Origin of the sequence: Croceicoccus esteveae (genome assembly GCF_031846435.1) — a bacterium.
GTDB classification, from domain to species: Bacteria; Pseudomonadota; Alphaproteobacteria; order Sphingomonadales; family Sphingomonadaceae; genus Croceicoccus; species Croceicoccus esteveae.
On record NZ_JAVRHS010000002.1, the window covers coordinates 67,914 to 89,224 of the forward strand.

General features: G+C 59.0%; 18 protein-coding genes. 3 read left to right on the forward strand and 15 right to left on the reverse strand.

From position 1 onward, the window contains the following. Window positions 1–49: 49 nt before the first annotated feature. Window positions 50–532 carry a peroxiredoxin gene (locus tag RM533_RS03175; RefSeq protein ID WP_311339767.1) on the forward strand — a complete coding sequence of 161 codons (483 nt, stop codon included), beginning with the start codon at window positions 50–52 and terminating at the stop codon, window positions 530–532. Between the two features lie 79 nt (window positions 533–611). Here RM533_RS03175 and RM533_RS03180 read toward each other — a convergent pair whose 3' ends face one another. The 8 genes from RM533_RS03180 to RM533_RS03215 form a co-directional block, all read right to left on the reverse strand. Then, window positions 612–2,162: a phospholipase D-like domain-containing protein gene (locus RM533_RS03180; protein ID WP_311339768.1), complete on the reverse strand. Its 1,551-nt coding sequence runs from the start codon at window positions 2,160–2,162 to the stop codon at window positions 612–614. A 202-nt stretch (window positions 2,163–2,364) separates the two neighbouring features. Continuing rightward, window positions 2,365–4,914, reverse strand: a complete 2,550-nt coding sequence (locus RM533_RS03185; protein ID WP_311339769.1) for a TonB-dependent receptor — start codon at window positions 4,912–4,914, stop codon at window positions 2,365–2,367. Between the two features lie 127 nt (window positions 4,915–5,041). Then, entirely contained in the window at window positions 5,042–5,824 is a 783-nt protein-coding gene (locus RM533_RS03190; RefSeq protein ID WP_311339770.1) for an SDR family NAD(P)-dependent oxidoreductase, read from the reverse strand. Window positions 5,825–5,885: 61 nt separating this feature from the next. After that, entirely contained in the window at window positions 5,886–6,914 is a 1,029-nt protein-coding gene (locus RM533_RS03195) for a Rieske 2Fe-2S domain-containing protein (protein ID WP_311339771.1), read from the reverse strand. Window position 6,915: 1 nt separating this feature from the next. After that, window positions 6,916–8,334, reverse strand: coding sequence for a cytochrome P450 (locus RM533_RS03200; RefSeq protein WP_311339772.1), 1,419 nt, complete (start codon window positions 8,332–8,334; stop codon window positions 6,916–6,918). A 46-nt stretch (window positions 8,335–8,380) separates the two neighbouring features. Beyond that, the gene (locus RM533_RS03205) at window positions 8,381–9,811 is read right to left on the reverse strand and encodes an aldehyde dehydrogenase family protein (protein WP_311339773.1); all 1,431 of its coding nucleotides are present in this window, start codon (window positions 9,809–9,811) and stop codon (window positions 8,381–8,383) included. Between the two features lie 8 nt (window positions 9,812–9,819). Beyond that, entirely contained in the window at window positions 9,820–10,689 is an 870-nt protein-coding gene (locus RM533_RS03210) for an SDR family NAD(P)-dependent oxidoreductase (protein WP_311339774.1), read from the reverse strand. Between the two features lie 33 nt (window positions 10,690–10,722). After that, window positions 10,723–11,448 (reverse strand): TetR family transcriptional regulator, encoded by a 726-nt coding sequence (locus tag RM533_RS03215; protein WP_311339775.1) that lies wholly within the window; start codon window positions 11,446–11,448, stop codon window positions 10,723–10,725. A 106-nt stretch (window positions 11,449–11,554) separates the two neighbouring features. Between RM533_RS03215 and RM533_RS03220 the strand changes: the two genes are divergently transcribed. Beyond that, window positions 11,555–12,505 carry an enoyl-CoA hydratase/isomerase family protein gene (locus RM533_RS03220; protein ID WP_311339776.1) on the forward strand — a complete coding sequence of 317 codons (951 nt, stop codon included), beginning with the start codon at window positions 11,555–11,557 and terminating at the stop codon, window positions 12,503–12,505. Here the strand turns inward: RM533_RS03220 and RM533_RS03225 are convergent. The 7 genes from RM533_RS03225 to RM533_RS03255 are packed head-to-tail and all read right to left on the reverse strand — an operon-like array spanning window position 12,466 to window position 20,834. Further along, the gene (locus RM533_RS03225) at window positions 12,466–13,788 is read right to left on the reverse strand and encodes an amidohydrolase family protein (protein ID WP_311339777.1); all 1,323 of its coding nucleotides are present in this window, start codon (window positions 13,786–13,788) and stop codon (window positions 12,466–12,468) included. The genes RM533_RS03220 and RM533_RS03225 overlap by 40 nt on opposite strands. Before the next feature lie 17 nt (window positions 13,789–13,805). Beyond that, on the reverse strand, window positions 13,806–15,053 hold the full coding sequence (locus tag RM533_RS03230; RefSeq protein ID WP_311339778.1) for a CoA transferase: 1,248 nt from the start codon (window positions 15,051–15,053) through the stop codon (window positions 13,806–13,808). Beyond that, complete coding sequence (locus RM533_RS03235) at window positions 15,050–16,534, reverse strand: class I adenylate-forming enzyme family protein (protein WP_311339779.1); 1,485 nt, start codon at window positions 16,532–16,534, stop codon at window positions 15,050–15,052. Before RM533_RS03235 ends, RM533_RS03230 begins: the two co-directional genes overlap by 4 nt. Window positions 16,535–16,543: 9 nt before the next feature. Then, window positions 16,544–16,849, reverse strand: a complete 306-nt coding sequence (locus tag RM533_RS03240; RefSeq protein ID WP_311339780.1) for a hypothetical protein — start codon at window positions 16,847–16,849, stop codon at window positions 16,544–16,546. A 6-nt stretch (window positions 16,850–16,855) separates the two neighbouring features. After that, a complete protein-coding gene (locus tag RM533_RS03245; protein ID WP_311339781.1) occupies window positions 16,856–18,004 on the reverse strand; it encodes a thiolase C-terminal domain-containing protein in 1,149 nt (382 codons plus the stop codon). Continuing rightward, a complete protein-coding gene (locus RM533_RS03250; RefSeq protein WP_311339782.1) occupies window positions 18,001–18,426 on the reverse strand; it encodes a Zn-ribbon domain-containing OB-fold protein in 426 nt (141 codons plus the stop codon). The genes RM533_RS03245 and RM533_RS03250 overlap by 4 nt, the downstream gene beginning before the upstream one ends. Next, window positions 18,414–20,834, reverse strand: a complete 2,421-nt coding sequence (locus RM533_RS03255) for a CaiB/BaiF CoA transferase family protein (protein WP_311339783.1) — start codon at window positions 20,832–20,834, stop codon at window positions 18,414–18,416. Before RM533_RS03255 ends, RM533_RS03250 begins: the two co-directional genes overlap by 13 nt. Window positions 20,835–20,985: 151 nt before the next feature. Between RM533_RS03255 and RM533_RS03260 the strand changes: the two genes are divergently transcribed. Then, a complete protein-coding gene (locus tag RM533_RS03260; protein WP_311339784.1) occupies window positions 20,986–21,306 on the forward strand; it encodes a 2Fe-2S iron-sulfur cluster-binding protein in 321 nt (106 codons plus the stop codon). Window positions 21,307–21,311: the final 5 nt, after the last annotated feature.

Sequence of the window (21,311 nt, forward strand, 5' to 3'; positions counted from 1 at the left end):
GGGAGCGCCTAAGGGAAGACAGCATTATGCCAAAAAGGAAGGAACCAACATGCCAATCAACAAAGGCGATGCCATCCCCGATGTAAAACTGGTCAAGGCAACTGCCGACGGCCCGGTGCCGGTTCAGTCGCGAGATTATTTTGCAGGCAAGAAAATCGCACTTTTTTCGGTGCCAGGTGCGTTTACACCGACATGCTCTGCCAAGCATTTGCCAGGCTTCGCTGAAAAAGCAGACGACATCAAGGGCAAGGGCGTCGATGAGATTGTCTGCACGGCAGTCAACGATGCCTTTGTGCTCGAAGCCTGGAATGAACGGGATGGTTCGGGCGACGTGACCATGCTGGCAGACGGCAATGGTGAATTTGCGCAGGCGCTGGATCTCGTCATGGACGGCAGCGGTTTCGGACTGGGCCAGCGTGGACAGCGTTGGTCCATGATCGTCGATGATGGCACAGTAACCCAGATCAATGTCGAAAAGCCTGGCGATTTCAGCGTCAGCAGCGCCGACCATTTGCTGGAACAGCTTGGCTGATGCATAATCATGGTGGCGGGCGTTGGTTTAGCGCCTGCCACCATGTCGCATGCACCTCGCTCCTGTCGATGCAGGCGCGTCAGCGCCGCATGCGCCTTTTCAACAAGCCGTTGCGAAACAGCCCCCTGCGCTTGCTGACAGGCTCGAACATGTCCGCCGGCGTTTCAGGGTCCAGCACTTCATTGTCGGCCAAGGTCTTCTCCATTTCGGACAGATCGGGCACGACATAGCGTTTCAAACTGCGTCCGGGTTGAGGATGATTGCGAATCAGCATATGCATGGAGCCGTATTCTTCCAGCAGGCCAGGCACTGCGTCTGCAGCCAAGCCGCAATGTTCAGCCAGTAATTCATGCCGCAAGCGCGAGATCTGGTCATGCGCATGTCCATTGCGCGCACGTGCCCCGTCAAGCAGCAGATCGCATTCGCTGTCGAGCCCAAGCGATCGGTTGTTCATATTGGCGGATCCGATTTTCAGGATCTCATCGTCCACGATCATCAGCTTGGCGTGAACGTAAATCGGCGCCCCGGCGGCGGTCTGCGGAAGATAGATACCAAACCGCTCCTTGGTGTCGCATTTGGCAATTGCCGTCACAAGACGCGCGCGGGCGGTATCCATTGCGCGCCGCTCAAGCCACCCATCTGCGTTTTCCGGATTGATGATGACAATCTCCGGCGGATTGTCTTCTGTCATTCGCCGACCGATCGCATCAGCAATCTTGCGCGACGCGAAATACTGGCTTTCGGCGTAAATGAAGTGGCGCGCACGATTGATCAATTCGACGAACAAATGTTCGATTTCACGAATGCCCGGCACATTGTCATAGTCCGCCCTTGTGCGCGCGATGCCAAGCTCTACATCCCGAAACTGTGCACGAAGGCCCTCCGGCCATGCCGAACTTTCTTGCGGTTCTACAGGTTCCAGCTTTTCCCCGCCTGCCGTGTACCACCGCGACAGACCAAGATCCTCCAGCGCCCGCACCACGTCGCCTTCCACCATCATGGTCATGTCGTGCCACGCACCATAGGCATGCCCGCCAGGTTGCTTGCGACGCGGATCGTCGTCGATGTGATCGCGCGTATCCCATCGATCGGCTGTCATGTCGATGCCGCCGCAAACGGCAATAGTGTCGTCGATGACCACGATCTTCTGATGATGCGAACAGCCGATCGGATGGGCACCGTCAAGCTTGAAGTGGATCCGCTTATGGCGCCACCAGCGCCACATATCGACCATCATCGACCCGCGGACCAGCACCTTTAACGCACCGACATTCCATTTGAGAACTCTAACTTCCAGGTCAGGATTGCGATTTGCCAGCCAGATAATGAAGTTGCCAAGTCGGCGGGGCGGATGCTCCTTGTTGAACAATTGCCACCATTTTCGCCCCCTTCCCAATGCGATGCGCGTGTCGAAATCCCAACCAATCAGCAAGATGCGCTTGTTGGCACACATCATGACTTGCTGCATATGTGCAAAATAATCGGCGGCATCAATTATGACCGAGGCGCGGGTTGCATTCTCTACCCGCCAGATTCCAGGCTCTGCTTTTTCAGCTTCAGTAGCTTGATCATCCTCTGCCGATGCAGCGTCTTGAGGTGACCGGGAAATGTCTTCATGCTGTGGCTTCACGCGTTGGCGTCTTCCATGAGAACGACTATTGTGCGACTTGCTGCATGCCATGCCCGCGAGGTGATTACACAGCAAGCGCTTGTAGATCAGGAATGGATGTTTCTTCCACCAGAAGTCCTGAAGCTTCTTGCAATATCGAGAGCGGGATTGAAGGCATAGCTTCGATCCCGCTCCGACACCTCAAGCTGTTCAGACCCTTTTGTTAGAAGCGCGTTCCGACAGTCACGCCATAAGTCCGCGGCGTGCCATAGACCACCACCTCACCTGCAAATGAGCTGAAGTTTATACTGTCAATCGTGTATTTGTCGTCTGTGAGATTTTGCGCCCAACCAGCAAGATAGACCGAACCGCCGGCCTTCGTTTCAAGTTCCAGCCCTACCCGCATATTGACCAGGTTCTGGTTTGTCAGAAACGCGCCGGTAGTGAGCTCGGTAGAATCCTTGTGATTGAAGTCGACGTGTGCGAAAAAATCGGTGCGACTGTTCATCGTACCCCGGTAATCGGCAGACAATGCATAGCTGTTCTTCGGCGCGGCAAACAGGTTAGGACGTGCTTCAGCAACTCCTGTCAGCGGATTGATCAGCGGGTCAGCATCGCCATCGGTGTAGGAGTAGTTCCCCGCAATGGTCAGCCCCTGCGTCAGCGCGTACGCAAGCTCAACCTCGCCGCCCCAGATGTCCGTGTCTGCGTTAACCACGCTTCGGGCGACCGGATTACGAATATCGAGAATGATCGAAGTCTGTTCATTGGTAAGCTGGTAAAAATAACCTGCCGCATTGAACCGGAGCCGACGGTCGAACAGATCACTTTTGATACCCACTTCGTAAGCGGTGATCTCTTCATTATCGAACAGGAAGTCGCTGCCAAACGTTTCTCCTTCGATGCGGGGGGCCAGTGCAACTGCATTGAACCCTCCTGACCGGAAGGACTCACTGCGACTTGCGTAAATCAGCATGTCGTCACGTGGCTCGAATTCCACGATGAAACTGGGATCGAAACTGTCAAAATCGCGATCATTGATAATGTTTGGCAGGATCGGCCGACCAAGCAAATCCGTGTCATCGAAGAAAAACGGACTTTTTGTCCGATTAAACGCACTTTTGGTTTCGGTTGAGTAACGAAGGCCACCAATCAGGCGCAGACGCTCGGTCAGGTTCCAGGTCAACCGGGCGTAGGCTGCGTACGCCTCTGTGTCGATGGTCAGAAAATTGCTGGAGGAGAGGCGTGCGCCGCCCAGGATTGCAGCTGCCTGTCGCGCCTGTGCTTGTGCCTGCTGGAGCAAGGCTGCCTGCTGTTCAGGTGGCAGTCCCGGGGTTTGCAGTGCGCCAAGCAACCCAAGACCGGTTAGCGCTGGCCCAAGCACCGGGAGCAGGCTGAGATATTCCTGCCCGTCGCCGAAGCGAATGGTCGGTTCACCTGTCGATGTGTCCTCGTTGAAGTAATAGAGTCCCGCTGTGTATTCAAAGCGATCATCGGCAAAGCTGCCATTGGCAGTCAACTCCAGGCTGTATTGTTCATGATCGTCCAGCGTTGGCGCTCCACCAGGGGGCGTGGTGAACAGCCCCGTGACGGCTGCAGGCGGAGCCCCGACAAAATAGTCGGGGCGCACATCGACGCCGATGATGCTTAACAGACTGGGCAAGGCACGGAAAGTATCGTTTATCGAGAATGATCCATTCGCCGGGTTCTGATCAAGATCGGCATTCAATATTCCGTTGAGCACGGCAATATTCGCATCGGGCGCAAGCGCCACGGCACGCCGCGCGTCAGCCCCGCGCCACCCTCCGACGAAACTGAGCTGATGGTCCTCCGCCCAATCCCAATCGGCTCTGGTGACAAAACCATAGTTCTTCACCAAGCCGTCTTCTACGTCAAACGACGTATTCACTTCATCGTTGCGGCCGGAGAAAGTCTGGATTGCCGGAGCAAAGATCGCATTGGGAGCCGCCGTGCCAGCCAGATATTGATAATAATAAGGTGTGTTTCTGGACTCACTGTAATCGCCCGCCACATCCACGCGTAACGCAGGTGTAAGGTCTGCGCCAAAGGCAATGCGACCACCGTAACGTTCGTAAGCTGCCAGATCCTTGCCAAGGCCGGTGTTTTCAACCCAGCCATCGCGCTTGGCATAGATGCCGGAGACGCGGATGCCACCAAATTCGCCTGCTGGCATATTGACAGCGGTATCGAAACGCATTTCGTTGAACCGCCCGTATTCGGCCGACGCTTCGCCAAAGATTTCACCACCTTGGGGCCTTGCCGGAATGATGTTGATCGCTCCTGCAACGGCATTGCGCCCGTAAAGCGTACCTTGCGGCCCCTTCAAGATTTCGATGCGAGCAATATCGGGGGAGTCGAACGCAAGCCCTGGCGTTTTGCCGATATACAGCCCGTCGACGTAAAGCGCGACCTTGCTATCGAGACCAAGCTGCGGATCAGTCACGCCGACCCCGCGAATGGTAAACCGCAAGCCATTGCTGTCAGCAGCACTGGGGACGGCATAAAGACCAGGCGTAAACTGGGCCAGATCTTCGAACCCTTCAATGCGGTTCGTTTCAAGAGCAGCTTCGTCGAACGCTGCAATGGAGATTGGCACGTCCTGAAGACGCTGCTCCTGTTTTTGCGCAGTGACGACGATTTCATCCAGCCGGACCTGCTGGTCAGCGGGAGAAGTCTGCGCAATTGCGGGAGCAGAGGCTGCGACCATAGCGATCACCGAAGCGGCCGCTGAATACAAGTTCCATGTTTTCATCTTCGCATCCCCATTTCGTATCGGTCTTTGCCGACATCAAACCACATTTAACCGTATCGCTGATCCACATTAACAAATTCACTTTTGGTGACGCATGTCGTACCCTGCGTCGCCGCGCCTTATGCGGTTAAGCTCCCAACCCCTCGGGAGCACCCGGCAGCACGTTGAGCAGGATGCCCGCTGTCCAGCCACCGTCCACCGCAATCTCGGCACCGGTTATGTAACTGGCATCGTCGCTTGCCAGGAATAATGTTGTACGAGCAATTTCTTCAGGCTCGCCAATCCTTTGCATCGGGACGCGTTTGAACGTGGTATTGCGCTCGTCTCCTGTCAGTCCCCGTGCGTTGCCCATCGGCGTGTCAACGCCGCCGGGATGAACGCTGACCACACGGATACCGCGCGGGGCAAGCTCCATCGCCAGTGACTTCGTCAAACCTCTTAACGCCCATTTGCTGGCGGTATAGACGCTCAGACCATTGCATCCGCGAAGGCCATCGACGCTGCTGATGTTGATGATGACACCCTTGCCCGCCTCTACCATCTGCGGGACGACGTGCTTTGCGCCGATCATAGCGCCGATCGTGTTCACGTCGATGACACGACGCGCTTCATCAGGATCAAGTTCTTCAATAGCGGTGAAGTGGACCATGCCTGCATTATTGACCAGGATATCTACCGGCCCGAACCGCGCGTTTGCCTGCCCGATGAGGTCTGCCCAGGCAGCCTCGCTGGTGACATCATGCTGGCAGAACAGCGCATTTTCGCCAAGCTCTTGTGCCAGTGCAGTCCCATCAAGCACATCGCCAAGAGCTACCTTCGCTCCTTCGTTGACGAAGAGGCGGGCAGTGACTGCCCCCATCCCCCGCGCCGCACCTGTGATGATCGCGGTCTTGCCGCTCAGTCGTCCCATTGTTTCACCCCTGTTAAACTGGCGGCGGCGTTTCAGAACCTGATCGCCGCCGCATCATCTGCTATTCCGCAGCCACTGCATTTACGCTGGCGGGCTGATCATCGACGTAGAACTGGCTATACCACTGGCGCCACTTGAGGATCGGTCCATCACCGTCGCACAGAAGCGGCTGGGGACGATATTTCTTGTTGTCCCAAACGATCATGTCGACAGACTCGAACCCTGCCGAATCTTCGCCGTCCGCCTCGCCGATGGAATGCTGGTAAAGATGCTCCGCAAGTGTACGCTCCGCAGTCCCTTCTGCATAATTGCGGAAGGTGAAGTGCATTCGTGACAATGTTTCTTCTCGGCCGATCGGAAGCGGAGTGGAGAACATCAGCATGGAAACGCCGTCCTTGGTGTGACGGACGACCTGCGCCCCGGGGCCGTAATACTTGCCGCAAATGTAGCCTTCTCCGATGTCGAACTCGAAATGGTGACCATCAAGCTTGCAGGTCCCCGGCGGAATTATCGGTGATCCGTGCAGGAATTTCAGATGGGCAAAATCGACGCCGTTTTCGCCAATTTCCTGCATGCAGGTGTGCATCGTCCACTCCCCGTGACGAACAGGCACGTGGTCGTCGGGGTTTTCCAGTTCTTCCACCACCGGAAGGTCGAACATCGGACCAAGTTCCTGCGGATGATACCAACACCAGATCATGCCGTATTTCTCTTCCACGGGCAGCACCCGCAGCACTGGCTTGCGGCGGGCGATCCCGGGCATGACCTTGCCATAGGGTATTTTCTTGCACCAACCCTGTGCGTCATACTCCCAGTGGTGGAACGGGCAGCGAATATTGTTGCCTTCCACTGTACCACCCTTGCCAAGATGCGCTCCAAGATGCGGGCAGTAAGGATCGGTGATCCCTACCGTGCCGTCTTCGCCACGAAACATGACCCATTCCTGGTCGAAAGCCTGAACATTGCGAATTTCTCCCACTTCCAGATTTTCGGACAGGTCAATCACGAACCAGCCGTAAGGAATGGGAAACGGGCAGCGTTCAAGCTCGCTTCCGCGCTGGATGCGTTCGACAACAGCAGTATCGGCCATCTTACTTCTCCTCTCTTGGTTCAGGGGTGAGCTTTCTAGCCGGCCTTCGCTCCCCCAGAACTTTTACTTTGAAATCCATTGAAGGGCCGGGCGTCGGCGCAGATTTTGTTTTCAACACATAGTCAGGACTTGGCAGCGCCAGTTCGAGCCGGTGAAAGATGCGCGAAATGGTGGTCGCCATCTGCACCTCGGCCAGGCTTTGACCAAGGCAGGAATGGGGCCCACGACCGAACGGGCTATAAGCGCCTTTTTGCAAATGTTCTGCGCGGGGCCGCTGATATCGATCGATATTGAATTGCTCCGGATCCGGGAAGAACTCGTGCATGAAATGCGGGACGCTCGTGCCGATGTAAATTGTTTCGCCTTCAGGAATGACATGACCGGCAAAAATGAAGTCCCGCGTCGCGGTGCGCATTTGCGCAACGGCGATAGGCCACAGCCGCATTGCCTCCATGATCGCGCCGTTGATGGCAGGCAGGTTGTGAACATCATGTTCGGTGACCACATCGCGACCGTAAAGCGTATCCGCCTCCTGCTGGACCCGCTCCAGCACACCGGGTGTTTTCAAGATGCCGTAAGTTGCCGCAGCAATCGTGTTGGCTACCGTATCCAGCCCCGCCACATAAGGACCTGTCAGCAAGAGAGCGAGATCGCGAGCCTGAATGAGTTCCGGGTCGCTCTCATGCGCGCGCATGACATCGCCCAAAAGGTTGTTCGGTAAAGCTCCGGCAGCGGCGCGGGAGCGGAAATCCTTTATCATTTCACGGCCAAGTTCATTCACCCGCGCATTGGCCTTACGAAACTCACTGCGGTGAAGCATGAACTTGGGACGCGTCTTGGTCACAAGAGTATTCAGCAGATAAAGGATGTTGATGCGAATATCACGGACATATTCGAGCGGCGCACTGCCGGTCATGATCTCGCCAAGCTGCTGCACAATCAGATATTGATAGGCCTCGACCACCGGCACCTGCGCACGAGACAGCCAGTCGCGTGCGATTGCTTCGTCCGTAATTTCTACCAGGCGGTGGTATTGCCCGGCCACTGCGGCTTTGGAAAAGCCATGACGCATGATCCGGCGCATTTTCTCATGGTTTTCACCATCCTCGCCCGTCAGCGTCTTGGACGCGCCATGGAAGTTGACGAAATCGCCCCAGAACTCTTTTGACCGCAGACTGTCCCGCCCCTCGCGGGTGGTCATGAACATGCCTGCCTCGGGGCCGGCAATAACGATCGTGCGCCTGCCGAACACGTTGACCCTGTAAACAGGACCGTACTCCCTGTAGGCACGCAGGAAAAATGCCGCCGGATCGCGCGACATTTCCAAGGTGTTGCCCACCAGCGGAATGCCCGACACCTCCGGTATGTCGCGCTTTGCATCGATCCGCGGATCGTCGTCCTTGATTGCAGCGGTTGCCATCAGCGTTTTCCTGCTCCTGTTAGGACTGCATTATCGCTTCGCGGAATCAGTCGCTCGGCGTCAGCAACATGTCGATGAACATTCCTGTTTCTGCCGCAAATGGCGGATAATTCATTGGCGGACCTTCAGCCGGGTTGAAGGCATCTTCCACAATCGACCGGGGATTGGAAAACTCCTTGAAGCCGGCATGTCCGCCGATCCTTCCGATCCCGCTGTGGTTGACCCCTCCAAACGGCAAGGTCGGAATGTTTGCCTGGACCACCGCATTGTTGATCACCGTGGTGCCCGCCCGGGTATGTGCCACATACCAGTCAGCGGTTTCACGTGAGGCGGTAAAGATATAAAGCCCCAGCGGCTTGGGTCTTTTGGCGATCTGCGCAATCGCATCCTGCCGCTGGGTAAAGCCGCTGACCACCAGCACGGGGCCAAAAATTTCCTCATGCGCGATGTCCATGTCGTCGGTGACCTCGCTGATCACCGTCGGCGCGACGAACCGCTGCTCCACATCGAAAGCACCGCCGTGCAGGACCTTCGCGCCCTTCGCCACGGCATCATCAACAAGCTGCTTGATACGTTCGGCATGACGGGTGTTGACGATGCGGGCCAGATCCTTCGAATGCTGCGCACCCTTGCCTTCGGGATCGAACATGCGCGACAGATTTCTGGTGAGCGCCTCTGTGAAGGCATCTTTCACTGTCTCGTCGACCAGGATGTAATCGGGCGCAAGACACACCTGCCCCGCGATCAGATTGCGCGCAAAAGCAAGCTTGGCTGCGGCATCCTCGATATCCGCGTCTGCAGCGACGATCACCGGGTTCTTGCCGCCCATCTCCAGCGTCACGCCGGCAAAATGCTCAGCCGCTGCCTTCATGACCAGCTTGCCTATGCGATTGTTGCCGACGTAGCAGATGTGATTGAACGGCAGACGCAGCAGCGCCTCGGCTGCTTCGGGTCCGCCAGTCACGACCTCGATGTCATCGCCAAGTTCAGCCTTGTCGATGATCTTGCGCACCAGCTCGGCGTTTCTGGGAGTGATCTCGGACGGCTTGACCACGATTGCGTTGCCTGCAGCAATCATGCCGATCAGCGGGGACAGCGCTATGAGAACCGGACTGTTCCACGCAGCAAGGTGAAGCACCACACCCTTGGGTTCATGCAGGACATATGCCTTGCGGCCCTGCAAGGCGAGTACGTCCTCCACGTCTTCGCGCGCCATCCACCCTGCAAGCCGCTCGCAGACGAATTCAACCTCACCCTTCATCGGCACCAGGTGCATCTTGCCGTCCATGCCCAGTTCTTTCTGGCCCGCACGGCTGATCTCGTGACGAAGATCGTATACAGCCCGGTACAGCTGCCTGATTTTTGCGGCCCGCTCCTGTGCAGTGCTGGCCCCGAGCGCAACGCTGCGCTCCTGCAGACGATTGAACGTCTTTTGGTACTCGTCGGGGATCAGCCCTGTGGCGGTCATGTCGTTCATAGCGGCACCTACATCATCTGAGGAATTGTGGGATGGCTCTGCGTCAGCATCTCTTCAGTTCGAAGCCGGATCGCCTGCTTTGTCTTGTCAGTCAGCGGCAGCACCCAGAACTTATCGTCCAGCACCGCGTCATGTACATAATCAGCAAAATCCTCCGGTTCCGTCAGATCGACTTCATGTCCGATCACCATCTTCATTGTTGCCTGGAAGGATTCGATGGAATTGATGCCGCTGCCAGCCCGCAAGGCAGGATCGTCATACTGCGCCTGCAGATTGCGTTGAGAATTCATCAGGTCGGAATTGACAACATGCGGCCCGGGAAACAGCAGCGCTGCCCTCACCAGCGAACTGTTCATGTCAAGTTGGTGCTGCGTCGTTTCCCAAAGAGCGATCAGCGCCGCCTTGGACGCGGAATAAGCGTGGCTCATGGGCGGAAAGACAATGCCTGCGCCAGACGAGGTGGCAGAGATGATTGCCTCCTCACCACGCTCGACCATGCGCGGCAGAAAAGCATGCAGGCCGTGCAGCGGGCCGAAAAAGTTTACCTCGAAGGCCCAGCGATACGCCTTTTCCGGCGTTACCCAATTGGTCGCACCGCCGCCGCCGCCGACTCCGGCGTTGTTGAATACCGCATCAACATGCCCCCACCGGCCGAACGCCATGTCTGCCATGGCGAAAACAGCGGCGCGATCAGTCACGTCAAGCCGCATTCCCTCGGCAGCGTCGCCGATCTGGTCGGCAACGGATTTCACGCGATCCTCTTCGATATCGGCAAGCAGGAGATTGGCGCCTTCCCTGGCGAAGCGGTGCGCCAGCGCACGGCCCACACCTGATCCGGCGCCGGTAATCACAACATTCTTGTTCTTGAAACTGTCCATACATCCTCTCCAGGATTGTTCGGGTCAAACCAGTCAGGGGGTCATGTTTGCCACCTGTTCGATGTCTTTGGGCGATTCCTCGCGCTGCCAGGCGATGTCCCTGAAAATGGGATTCAAAAACTCGTCGAGCAGGCTTTCGGCAGGCATGAGCAGCTGGTCGCGGACCGCATGCGCAAAAGGCAGATCATCCTCGCCAGCAGCCAGAAGCTGTCGGTCAAGAACACTGGCCGGATCATCACCGCGGGTCGCAAAAGCCCGCTCCCGATTGATCTCGATTGCACAATACATGCTGGCCATCGTGATCGCGCGCAGCAACTTCATTCCGTCTTGCGCCAGAAAACCGCGCTTCTGCATCGCGGCGAGGAAATGTTCGATCAGTTCGAACTGAACCTCGAAGCCATAATCCGCCTGCAGATAATGCGTCACTGCTGTCGGGTTCTCGACGAGAATGCCCTGCATGACATGCGCATGGTCGCGTGCAAATGCGCTCCAGTGCTGGCCCTCGTCGCGCGGCAGCCGCATGCCTTTGAACGCGTGAAGCGCCGCGGCTCGCATCAGCGCGTCTCTATTTTCGAAATATTGGTAAAGTGTTGCAGCGCCTGTTCCCAAACGTGCCGACAGCCGCTTCATTGTCAGTGCTTCCAAACCCAACTCCACCGCAGCATCGAGAATAGCTTCCCGCGTCAGCAGCCGGGGACGACCAACTGATGTGCGGGCTTCATTCGCATCGCCGCTTGAGGGTGAGTCAGGTGATAGCATAATTTCCGAACCGTTTTCTGATATTCGTTCAGAAATGAGTTGCTGTCAAATCCAAAATGGTGGCAACTTTGCAGTTCAAACGCATCTGCCTGAAGATTACGACCGCATGCTGCAAACTGTTAAACCCCTCGCTCCGGCTGATCTGTGCTGGCTGGATCCGGCGGACTGCGGACCAGGCAGTCCGCATCCGTATCTCCTTGTCGATACTGACGCCGGAGCGCTTGATGAACAGGCCGTCGCGGCTCTGCCATGCCCGGTTCTTGGCTTGGGGAAGTTCGATCCGGCCTGCGACACCCATGTCGAGCGACGTGATATTGTGCGTGTGGCAACCGCGATACACAAGGCTCCGCTTGCGGCCATGGTGCTCGTGCAACTGATGCGCATGACCCAAAGCATGTCGCCGCAAGCTGCGCTGATTGCCGAGAGCATGGCATTTGCCACTTTGCAGCAGGGGTTGGAATTCAAAAGATGGCTGTCCGATACCGGATCGCGCTCAGCGGCCGGTCCGCCAGCTCGTGCGCCGCTCCTCATCAGGCAGGAGAGGTCAAGCTTGCATCTGACGCTGAACAGACCTGATGAACACAACAAGATCGATGTCGCCATGCGCGATGCCCTTTGCGAAGCACTCGACCTGGCAGTGCTGGATCGCGGCATCTGCCAGGTCGTCCTGACCGGAGCCGGCAAGATGTTCAGCAGCGGAGGATCGTTACGCGAATTTGGGACAACCAAGGATGCGGCAGTGGCGCACTGGGTCCGCACCTTGCGCTTGCCTGCGCAGCGATTGCTGCAACTTGGCCCAAGGCTCGTCGTCCACATGAACGGCCCCGCTATTGGCGCGGGGATCGAAATGGCAGCTTTCGCCCATCGCGTCACTGCCAGTCGCAAGGCCTGGTTCCAACTGCCGGAACTGTCCTACGGCCTTCTTCCAGGTGCTGGCGGGACAGTGAGCATTGCGCGCCGGATCGGTCGGCACCGGCTGGTGTGGCTGGCGTTGTCAATGGCTCGAGTAAGGGCGGCTCAGGCCCATTCATGGGGGTTGTTGGACGCTTTGAGCTGATAAACAAGGCGGCCACCGGCAATAGTGGCACGCACGCATGCGCCGGCGAGATCCTGCCGCACCGCACCCCATGCTTGCGTCAGCAGGCACAGATCGGCCTGCGCTTCTTCGCTAACCTGCCTTGGCGGCGCACCGGCGTGATGCAGAGGCTTGGTATATAAAGCCAATGCAGCTTCAGGAGATATCGCTTCGTCGGTACCGAACCCCTCAGGCCGGCGACATGCCGCAGCCATTGCATGCCATGGGTCGATGCCGCCAAACGGTGCATCGCTTCCGGCGGCAAGCGCAACACCATGACGAAGGAACGAACCCAGCCGCCACAGATCGGCATGCTGATAACCGGGAACCTCGCTGCGATAGGCTGCCTGCCGTTCCTGCAGAAATAACGGCTGGGTAACGACGGTGATCCCGAGCCTTCGGATGGTGGCAAGCGCCTCCTCGTCACAGATGGCGGCATGTTCGATCCGGTCGCCTGCGTGACATCCCGCCTCCTCCATCGCGGCAAGGGTGAGCCAGAGTTCTGCCTGTGTCACGCAATGTGCGGCGACAGGACGGTCACGCTCGTGCTCGGCCGCGATTACCGTAACAAGCCTGGCAAGAGATGGAAGGTCGTGATCGTGATAATGAAGCTTGCGCGCCACCACCGGCAATCCGCTGCTTCCGCCATCACGCATCTGCGGGCCTGCCATCACGGCGATGCGCTGCGCCATGCCGGAACGGGCGTAATGTTCTGCATCGCTGTCATCGTTGCGCGGCGTCACATCGGTGACGCCAGTGATGCCATATCGAAGAAGCTCCCTGCCAAGCGTTGCAAGGTCGGGCACCTGGGTGCGGGCAGCAGCCAGCGCCGCATCATGGTCGATCAACCGCCCGTCTGCCGGTTCTGCAATCTGCATCTGCTCCATTGCCAGGCTGTTGACGATCCACATGCGCCCGCCGCGATGCTGGATCCGTATGGGACGGTCTGGTCCATGGCGATCGAGCCAGTGCCGGTCGATTTCCCCTGTTGCCGAGGCATGCCAGCCAATTCCCCGCAGCCAGCCCGTTCCCGGCGCATGAACCAGCACGGCCACCAGATCCTCCGCAGAGGCAACATCTGGCGGCCCGCATGACACCGACTGGCGTGCCGCTGCGCAGGCGTTGAGATGAATGTGATGGTCGTGCAGGCCTGGCAGCAATGCGCCACCTGCTGCATCGAGCACCTGCTCGCTTGCGGAAGGCCGCAACTGTCCTATTTCGCTGATCTGGCCAGCGCGGATCCGCACATCGCGCCGTCGGCCCATGACATCAGCCCGGCAAATCAGCATGCGCTTGCCAAAAGGGCGCTCATCACCGCATGCGTGTCCTGCCCGACGGGGGCTGCCCGGCAGGGCGCATCACGTAACGGGTACAGCGGCTCTGTGTCCGCGATCGCAAGAGCTTGCCACTGTTCTGCCCGCGTACGATCTCCCGCCGGTTCATCGTCGCGCAAAATGGTAGCAATCGTTCCGGCCAGAGACACGGACAGCAGCTCTCCTCCGCCTTGGCGCCAGCTTTGCCAGGCTGCACATGCCCCGCTTAGCCCGGCAAGCGGATCGGCAATGGCGTCGCCAGCGAAAAGCATCTCCTGCCACGCCGAATGCATGGCCCAACCGCTGCCCGCTGCCATGGCGGCATCGTCACCAAACCCGACCCAGTTTGCCGCCGCACCCTGCCTGCCATATGCTGAAATGGCGAGCCATACCTTGCCCGGGTGCTTCTGCAAGATCTGCTCCGCAAAGATGCCAAGCTGCTCCAGCGCACGGGGCCGCGCGGATTCGATCACGATGTCGGCGGCCTCGATCAGCTTCAACAGTGCGTCGCGTCCTGAAATGGTCGAAAAATCGAGGCTGATGCTTTTCTTGGCGGCATTCAGAAGGTCGAAGAAAGCAGCATTGCCCGACCTTGCGGCATCGGGTCGCCCCTGGCTCTCGACCTTAACGACGTCGGCGCCCATCATCGCGAGCAATGATCCTGCAAGCGGCCCTGCCCACAGCGTCGACAGATCAACCACCAGTGGCGGTCTGCGCGCCTCATCCTTGTTCCCGTATCGTGTTGGCGGCAGGCGATCGGCAGGCATGTCGGCAGGCGTGCCCGGACACGCCACCGGCAGTCCCATTTCCCGCCCACGAGCCTCCAGCTTGCAAGGATCCTGCACGGCTATCGCCGCCGCGATCTGTTCCTGCGATCCTGCCTCCTGCTGCAACCAGGCCGGCATCATGTCCATGTCATCAGGTCTGGCCAAATTGACCGCGATCCACCCTCCCTTTGCGCGGAACAGATGGCACGAACCGTTCGCCGACTGGCGACCATTGCGCTCCAGGCAAAGCAGCCGCGCCCGCTCGCCGAGCAGCGCTGCGCCGCTTTGCGGCAGGCAGCAGCGGTCAGGCGCCATCAGCCGCAAGGCGTCAATCATACGGTCAGCGGCACCCGTGAGATCGGCAGGGAACACCAGCGGGTCGCCGGCTCTGTGTCCGGTCACTTCCATCAGTCCTGCCCGGCGCCAGGCAAGCGCCGGATGATCGCTCATGCAGGGTCGGCAAGCATGGCGCTGATCTCCCGCCGCAACAGCTTGCCAGTTTCATTGTAAGGGAGTTGCGGATAATAGCGGATCACGCTCGGCACTCTGCTGGACCGCAGGTTCGAACGGATGAGATCGGCCAGTTCGGCTGTCGCAGGAGCCATGGCGCCGTCGTGAATTACCACGGCCAGCCCAATTGCTTCGCCCCACTCCTCGTCAGGAATCGCCACCGCCGCCGCTTCGGCAATCGCAGGATGCGCCGCTAGCACATCCTCGATCTCTCCAGGCGAAATGTTCTCCCCTCCCTTGACGATCACGTCATCGGCGCGCCCGTCCAGAAACAGGAAACCTTCTGCGTCACAAGACGCACGATCGCGGGTGGCAAACCAGCCATCGGCGTCACACAAGGAGCCTGTCTCATGATATTCTCCGCTGACCTGATCGCCTCTGACATAAAGATCGCCGATCTCGCCGACAGCGACGCAAGCGCCGTCCTGACCCCGCACCTCGATCTCCAGACCGGGCAACGGCCTGCCAACCGACGCGATACGGCGCCGCACCTGCGGATCGGTCGCAGTGGCGGCAGCGCGATGATCCTCCGGGCCAAGCAAAGCAATGGTCGAGCTTGTCTCCGTCAGCCCGTAAGCATTTGTAAAGGCCACATCGGGCAGCAGCTCCATCGCCGCCTCGATGACCGACTGGGGCATTTTCCCGCCCCCGTAGGCAATCGCGGAAAGTCGCGGAAGTTCAAGCCCGCCGTTCTGCCGCGCAAAGGCGACGATGCGCTGCAGCATCGTTGGCACGACGAATGCCTGGGTTACCTGTTCTTCACGAGCAAGTCTGACCCATGCCTCAGGCGTGAAGCTTGGCAATTGCACGATCCTGCGCCCGGCGTAAGCAGAACTCAAAACAGCTGAAATTCCGGCGATGTGATATGGCGGCACAGTGACCAGGGTTGCCTCGTCTTCTGCTGCCCCCATGAACTCAACCGCACCAAGAATATATGCCAGCAGATTGTCATGCCGCAATATTGCGGCCTTTGGTGGGCCCGTCGTGCCGCTGGTGAAAAGTTCCACCGCAATCCCGCCCTCTGCTTGCGCAGGCTCCCGACCGTCTGCTGCAGCGGCGGCACACGCGGCGATGAAGGCAGCAGGCGCAATGCATTCGCGGCTATCATCTTGCTGCCGTGGATCTGCGATCAGCAGGTGCGGGCCAAGACGCCGCAGCAGCGCTGCTGTTGTTTCTCCGGCAAGCCGGTAATTGATGGGCACATAAGCCGCTCCGGCCCACGCCGCGCCAAACAGCGCGACAGGCGCAGCAGCGGAGTTTTCGGCCAGATAAGCGATCTTGCGACCGTGTCCTGCAAGATGCGCAGCGCCGGTTGCCAGCCGATGGAGATCTGCAAAGCTGAGCCGGTCGTTTCCGGAAACCATGGCGATACGATGCGGCATAGCATCGGCTGCCATCTGCAGGATGAGAAACAGGTTCATGGCGCGCGGTCAGTCAGATGACGGCAGTTTCTTGGCCTGCTTCTGGCCCAGCGGGACGCCATTTACAGTCAGACTGCCCGCGCCACCGCGCGTACACAGAAACTCCATGGTTTCAGCTTCGTCCACGTAGCGTTTTCCAGCCAGCGTGCCGGTGTCGAACCCTGCCGCAGGCTCTCCCTGCTTTGCGCCGCCTGTCACCATCGGGCTGCCGCCGCAGCAGATGTCCAGATCTTCTTCGGGCACGCGCAACGCCATGATCTGCGTTTCGCACACCACGCTGTCGAGTTTGGTCCCTGCTTTCACTGTGTTCTTCATCTTCGCTCAAACTCCCAGGATTGCACCGGCCACGCCGGATGCCAGAAAGGCGGTGCTCGCCCCCGCGATCTGGTTGGACGCCGTGCCACGCAACTGTCGCACGCCTTCGGTTATGTTGTTCATGCCGTGAATATATGCCTCGCCCAGCAACCCGCCGTTCGGACTGAGTGGAGTCTTGCCATCAAGGGCCAGATGTCCGTCGGCGACGTATTCCTTTGCTTCGCCTCTGCCGCAATAACCAAACCCTTCGAGTTGCCGCAGTATCTGCGGTGTGAAATTGTCGTAGATCATCGCGACATCCGTATCGCGCGGGGCAATTCCTGCCGAGGCGGTCAACCGGCGCGTAACGGCCTCGCTGTTGGCAAGCCGGGTCAGGTCGCCTTCGTAGAAATCGCTGATGATTTCATGATTGAAACAGAAGGCATATTCCGCGCCCAGCACCTTCACCGGCTTCTGGCGCAGATCACGCGCGCGCTCTTCGGTCGTAACCAGAAGGGCGACGCCACCATCGGATTCCTGACAGCAATCCAGCAGGCGCAACCAGGGTTTGACGATCCAGCGCGACTGCTGATGATCATCCAGCGTGATGGGTCGCCCGTAAAACTGGGCCAGCGGGTTGGTCGCGGCGTTCTGACGCAGGATAACGGCGATCCGGCCAAGATCCTCGGTTGTGACGCCAAAAGTGTCGAGATAGGTGCCGCAGGACAGCACTTCCCAGGCGGCAGGGGTCTGCGCACCGAACGGAAAACACCACTCCATGAAGGTAGAGGAGTGCGCGTCGGGGTCGATCGTCTGGCTCGGCTGCCCGAAGCGGTATTGCGACCGCTCGTTCATGGCGCGCCAGATCACCACCGCGTCGCACATGCCCGATTCCACTGCATTTCTGGCGTGAACGACTGTGGTAACGCTGGCTGCCCCGCCTTGCGGCAGGCGCACCGAATATTTGACCTCCTGCGCCCCTGTCGATCGCATCACGTCCACTTCGTCGGAATGATCGAGGGCAAATGTGATCATCCCGTCGATCTGACGTGGATCAAACCCCGCATCGACACAGGCAGCAGTGACACATTCTGCCGCAAGCTGCTGTTCCGAACGGCCTGACTTCTTGGAGAACTCGGTCTGTCCGATACCGGCGATAACGGCCTTCCTGCTCATGCGTGTTCTCCTGCCGGATGAAAGACAGGAACGGCCTTGCCTCCTGTAGTAGCGGCAAATCCGACCTTCACTGGCATGCCGATGACGACATCGTCCGGCTCCACCGCGACCAGCGTGCCGACAAACCGCAAGCCTTCCTCAAGTTCGATCAATGCGGGGATCGGCGGTTCGTCAAAACCATAGGCTGGCGGATGCACGGGCATGGCAAAGCTCATCACCCGACCGCGGCCTGACAGCGGTGCCGTGGTCTTTTGCGTCGAGTGACACACCGGGCACATGCCTCGCGGGGGATGCCAGAGCCGGTCGCAACCGCAGCACTTTTGCGCAACGAACTCACCGCGCTCGCACGCCTCCCAGAAAAACGCGCTGTCGATACGCACGACAGGATCGGGACGCCGTCCCAGATTCTCTACATTCCCCATGGGCTGGCAAGCTCCTTTTGTCCGGCGCGCGGTGGATCGCACAGGATCGCCGTTTCCTGTGCCAATGTGTCGATTTCCTCATCCGAATAGCCAATCTCGGCAAGCAGCGCCGCTGTGGCATCGCCCACGATCATCGGCGGGATGTGCTCGACAAATGGTGCGTCGGAGAGGTTGTAGCTCACGCCGATCTGGTCGAGCATGCCGACATCACGGTGCCGATACCGCGCTGTCCAGCCCCGCTCCTTGTATGTTGCGTTGTCAAACAACTTCCGGCTCGCCTGCGCATCGGACAATTCTGCCGGAACACCGGACGATGCCAGTTTTTGCAGCATCTGTTCCCCAGAGACCTGCGCGAACGCAGCCTCTGCGTCGGACCCGATGATCCTGCTCAAGGCAGCCTTCTGGGCGTCGGTAATTGCTGCCACCTGCAGCCATTTGCCATCGCCGCTTCGATAGAGGCGATAGAACGGTCCAAACCCTGTTTGCAGCGCGTCGATCCGAGGCCGGTCCACCGCCTGCCCGTCCGCAGTCGCAAAAGCATAGCTGGTGTTCAGCAACGCTGCATTGATGATCGAGGTGTCGACAAACTGGCCCTTCCCGGTGCGCTCCCTGTCCATCAGCGCATTGCAGATCCCGATCGCGCTAAGGAAACCATTGCCGGTGTCACCAAGTGAAGTCAGCGACCAGAACGGGAACCCCTCTCCTGTATGCAGCGCCCCATCCTCATGCTGGATGCCGGCAAGACACGCGCCAGTCTGATCATTGCCCGGCAGGTTCATGCGCGGCCCCTTTTCAAAGCCGCGCGAGTGGCAATAGACCAGCCGTGGATAACGCTCCTTCAGGCTCGCGTAATCGAGCCCCAGACGTTCCACCGCGCCATAGCGCATGTTGTGCTGCACCACGTCGGCTGTTGCGATCAGGCGGTGCAGCGCCTCTATTGCCTTGGGGTGCTTGAGCATCAGCGCAATGGACCGCTTGTTGCGGTTCGCCATGTAGGCAATGTGGGTACGATGCCAGTACATGTCCCACAGGGTGTTCACCTTGATGACATCGGCACCCAGATCCCCGAGCAGCTGGCACCCGAACGGCCCGGCAATCGCCAGCCCCAGATCGATCACCCGGACACCCGCCAGCGGCAGCGCCGGCTTTGCCGCCGCCGCGGTCTTGACTACCGGGTCGGCAAGCGACGCGGCATGCGCCTTGACCATCTCGGTGTCAGCACCGCGTTCCCTTACCGGGCCCGGCACCACGCCAGGGCTGGTCTCCAGCCGATAGGAGATACCCACCTGATTGATGGGGCCATGATCCGCATCTTCCACGGTGGTGACACAGCCATCGGCAATCAGCAGCGGATCCATCAGCGATTCCTCCACCGACCGGCAGGGCTGCATCGTCACCTCCGCCTTGGCAGCAGCGTCAACCCATTGCGAAACCGGAAACTTGCGGATCGCTTCAGCCAGGATCGGCTGATAATGCGCCATCACCAGCAGTTCTTCGGGACCTATTCCGAACCGGTCCGGATCGTTCTGCACCGTCAGGTCGGGTGTCGCATCCAGAGTATCGCCTTTGGAAGATTCAAGAATAAAACGCGGATTTGGCACCCAGTTGTGAAGCCATGCGCCGTCAGCGCCCTGAAAATGGCCTTTGGGTGAGCGCGCATTCATGATCCAGGTATCAAAGCCCTCGGCATCGGGGTCTTCCATCCGCTGCCACACACCGCTGGCGCAGACCATTGCGCCTTGCTGCAGGGATGTCGTGACCCGCTGCCCTCGGCCACTGCGCTCGCGTGCGAACAGCGCCGCTGCAATGCCCAGCGATGCTGAAAAGAACGCGCCAAGGCTTGGCCACGGCGAAGATACGAACAGCGGCCCCTCCCTGTCGGCGCCCTGCACATTGTCGCGGGGGATCTCGACATCGGCAAACGGGTCATCCCGACCGAGCATGTGATTGACCGCACCTTCAGGCCAGCCACGCTGTTCATACTGAAGGCCGCTGCGCGCTGCCACCAAGGCGTCATAACCGGGCCGGTCCTGATCGGGGGTGCCTTCGCCATAGGCAGTGATCGAACAATAGATCAGCCGCGGGTTGATCTTGGCAAGAGCCTGGTAGTCGATGCCCAACCGCTCGGTCACCGTCGGGGAAAAACTTTCGACAAGAACATCCGCCTCTGCCGCCAGCCGCAGGAACAGCGCGTGATCGTCCTTGTCTTTCAGGTCCAGGACAGCGTTGCGCTTGCCCCGGTGCCACACGCGGTAACCTGCCATGCCGGCAAACGGATCACCCTGCGGCCGCTCGATTCGTGTAACTTGCGCACCGTGATCTGCCAGCAGCATGGCTGTCATCGGCCCTGCTATACCCCAGCTCAGGTCCAGCACCTTTAAGTCTTTCAGCGGCCCGTTCATCTTCATCCCCAACCCTCTTTGCAGAGCCGTCCGCCGGCTTTCCCGGTCGTCCGATGCTTTGACTTGAATGCGATTCACAACCTGCTTATCAATTTCCGAACGAAATTCAAAAACTCATTTTCACACCTCGTGTTCAATTCCTGACGAAAGTTTCCGCATGATTGAAATGAACGTGACTGACCGGACCGACACCGTGCACATCCTGCGTGCGCCAGAGGGCGGCACATTGATGGAGGTCTTGCAGAACGCTGATCTGGTGGCCGGGATATGCGGCGGCGCGGCTTCATGCGGCACCTGTCATGTCTACGTCGAGGAAGATTGGCTGAGCGTCACGGGCGAACGCACAGAGGATGAGACATACATGCTCGAAGCGCTGGAAGAAGAAGTGCCCGTGACCCATAAATCGCGCCTCTCCTGTCAGATTGCGCTGACAACCGCGCTCGACGGTATAACGCTGCAGATCGCGCCGGAGGCTTAGGTTCC

What these genes read in the sequence shown, in the direction of transcription:
- RM533_RS03205 (WP_311339773.1), bottom strand. Translation starts at nt 9,811, where the DNA reads ATGAACGACATGACCGCCACAGGGCTGATCCCCGACGAGTACCAAAAG.
- RM533_RS03240 (WP_311339780.1), bottom strand. Translation starts at nt 16,849, where the DNA reads ATGAAGAACACAGTGAAAGCAGGGACCAAACTCGACAGCGTGGTGTGC.
- RM533_RS03185 (WP_311339769.1), bottom strand. Translation starts at nt 4,914, where the DNA reads ATGAAAACATGGAACTTGTATTCAGCGGCCGCTTCGGTGATCGCTATG.
- RM533_RS03220 (WP_311339776.1), top strand. Translation starts at nt 11,555, where the DNA reads ATGCTGCAAACTGTTAAACCCCTCGCTCCGGCTGATCTGTGCTGGCTG.
- RM533_RS03245 (WP_311339781.1), bottom strand. Translation starts at nt 18,004, where the DNA reads ATGAGCAGGAAGGCCGTTATCGCCGGTATCGGACAGACCGAGTTCTCC.
- RM533_RS03250 (WP_311339782.1), bottom strand. Translation starts at nt 18,426, where the DNA reads ATGGGGAATGTAGAGAATCTGGGACGGCGTCCCGATCCTGTCGTGCGT.
- RM533_RS03260 (WP_311339784.1), top strand. Translation starts at nt 20,986, where the DNA reads ATGATTGAAATGAACGTGACTGACCGGACCGACACCGTGCACATCCTG.
- RM533_RS03210 (WP_311339774.1), bottom strand. Translation starts at nt 10,689, where the DNA reads ATGGACAGTTTCAAGAACAAGAATGTTGTGATTACCGGCGCCGGATCA.
- RM533_RS03195 (WP_311339771.1), bottom strand. Translation starts at nt 6,914, where the DNA reads ATGGCCGATACTGCTGTTGTCGAACGCATCCAGCGCGGAAGCGAGCTT.
- RM533_RS03190 (WP_311339770.1), bottom strand. Translation starts at nt 5,824, where the DNA reads ATGGGACGACTGAGCGGCAAGACCGCGATCATCACAGGTGCGGCGCGG.
- RM533_RS03175 (WP_311339767.1), top strand. Translation starts at nt 50, where the DNA reads ATGCCAATCAACAAAGGCGATGCCATCCCCGATGTAAAACTGGTCAAG.
- RM533_RS03235 (WP_311339779.1), bottom strand. Translation starts at nt 16,534, where the DNA reads ATGAACCTGTTTCTCATCCTGCAGATGGCAGCCGATGCTATGCCGCAT.
- RM533_RS03200 (WP_311339772.1), bottom strand. Translation starts at nt 8,334, where the DNA reads ATGGCAACCGCTGCAATCAAGGACGACGATCCGCGGATCGATGCAAAG.
- RM533_RS03225 (WP_311339777.1), bottom strand. Translation starts at nt 13,788, where the DNA reads ATGGGCCGACGGCGCGATGTGCGGATCCGCGCTGGCCAGATCAGCGAA.
- RM533_RS03215 (WP_311339775.1), bottom strand. Translation starts at nt 11,448, where the DNA reads ATGCTATCACCTGACTCACCCTCAAGCGGCGATGCGAATGAAGCCCGC.
- RM533_RS03255 (WP_311339783.1), bottom strand. Translation starts at nt 20,834, where the DNA reads ATGAAGATGAACGGGCCGCTGAAAGACTTAAAGGTGCTGGACCTGAGC.
- RM533_RS03230 (WP_311339778.1), bottom strand. Translation starts at nt 15,053, where the DNA reads ATGAGCGATCATCCGGCGCTTGCCTGGCGCCGGGCAGGACTGATGGAA.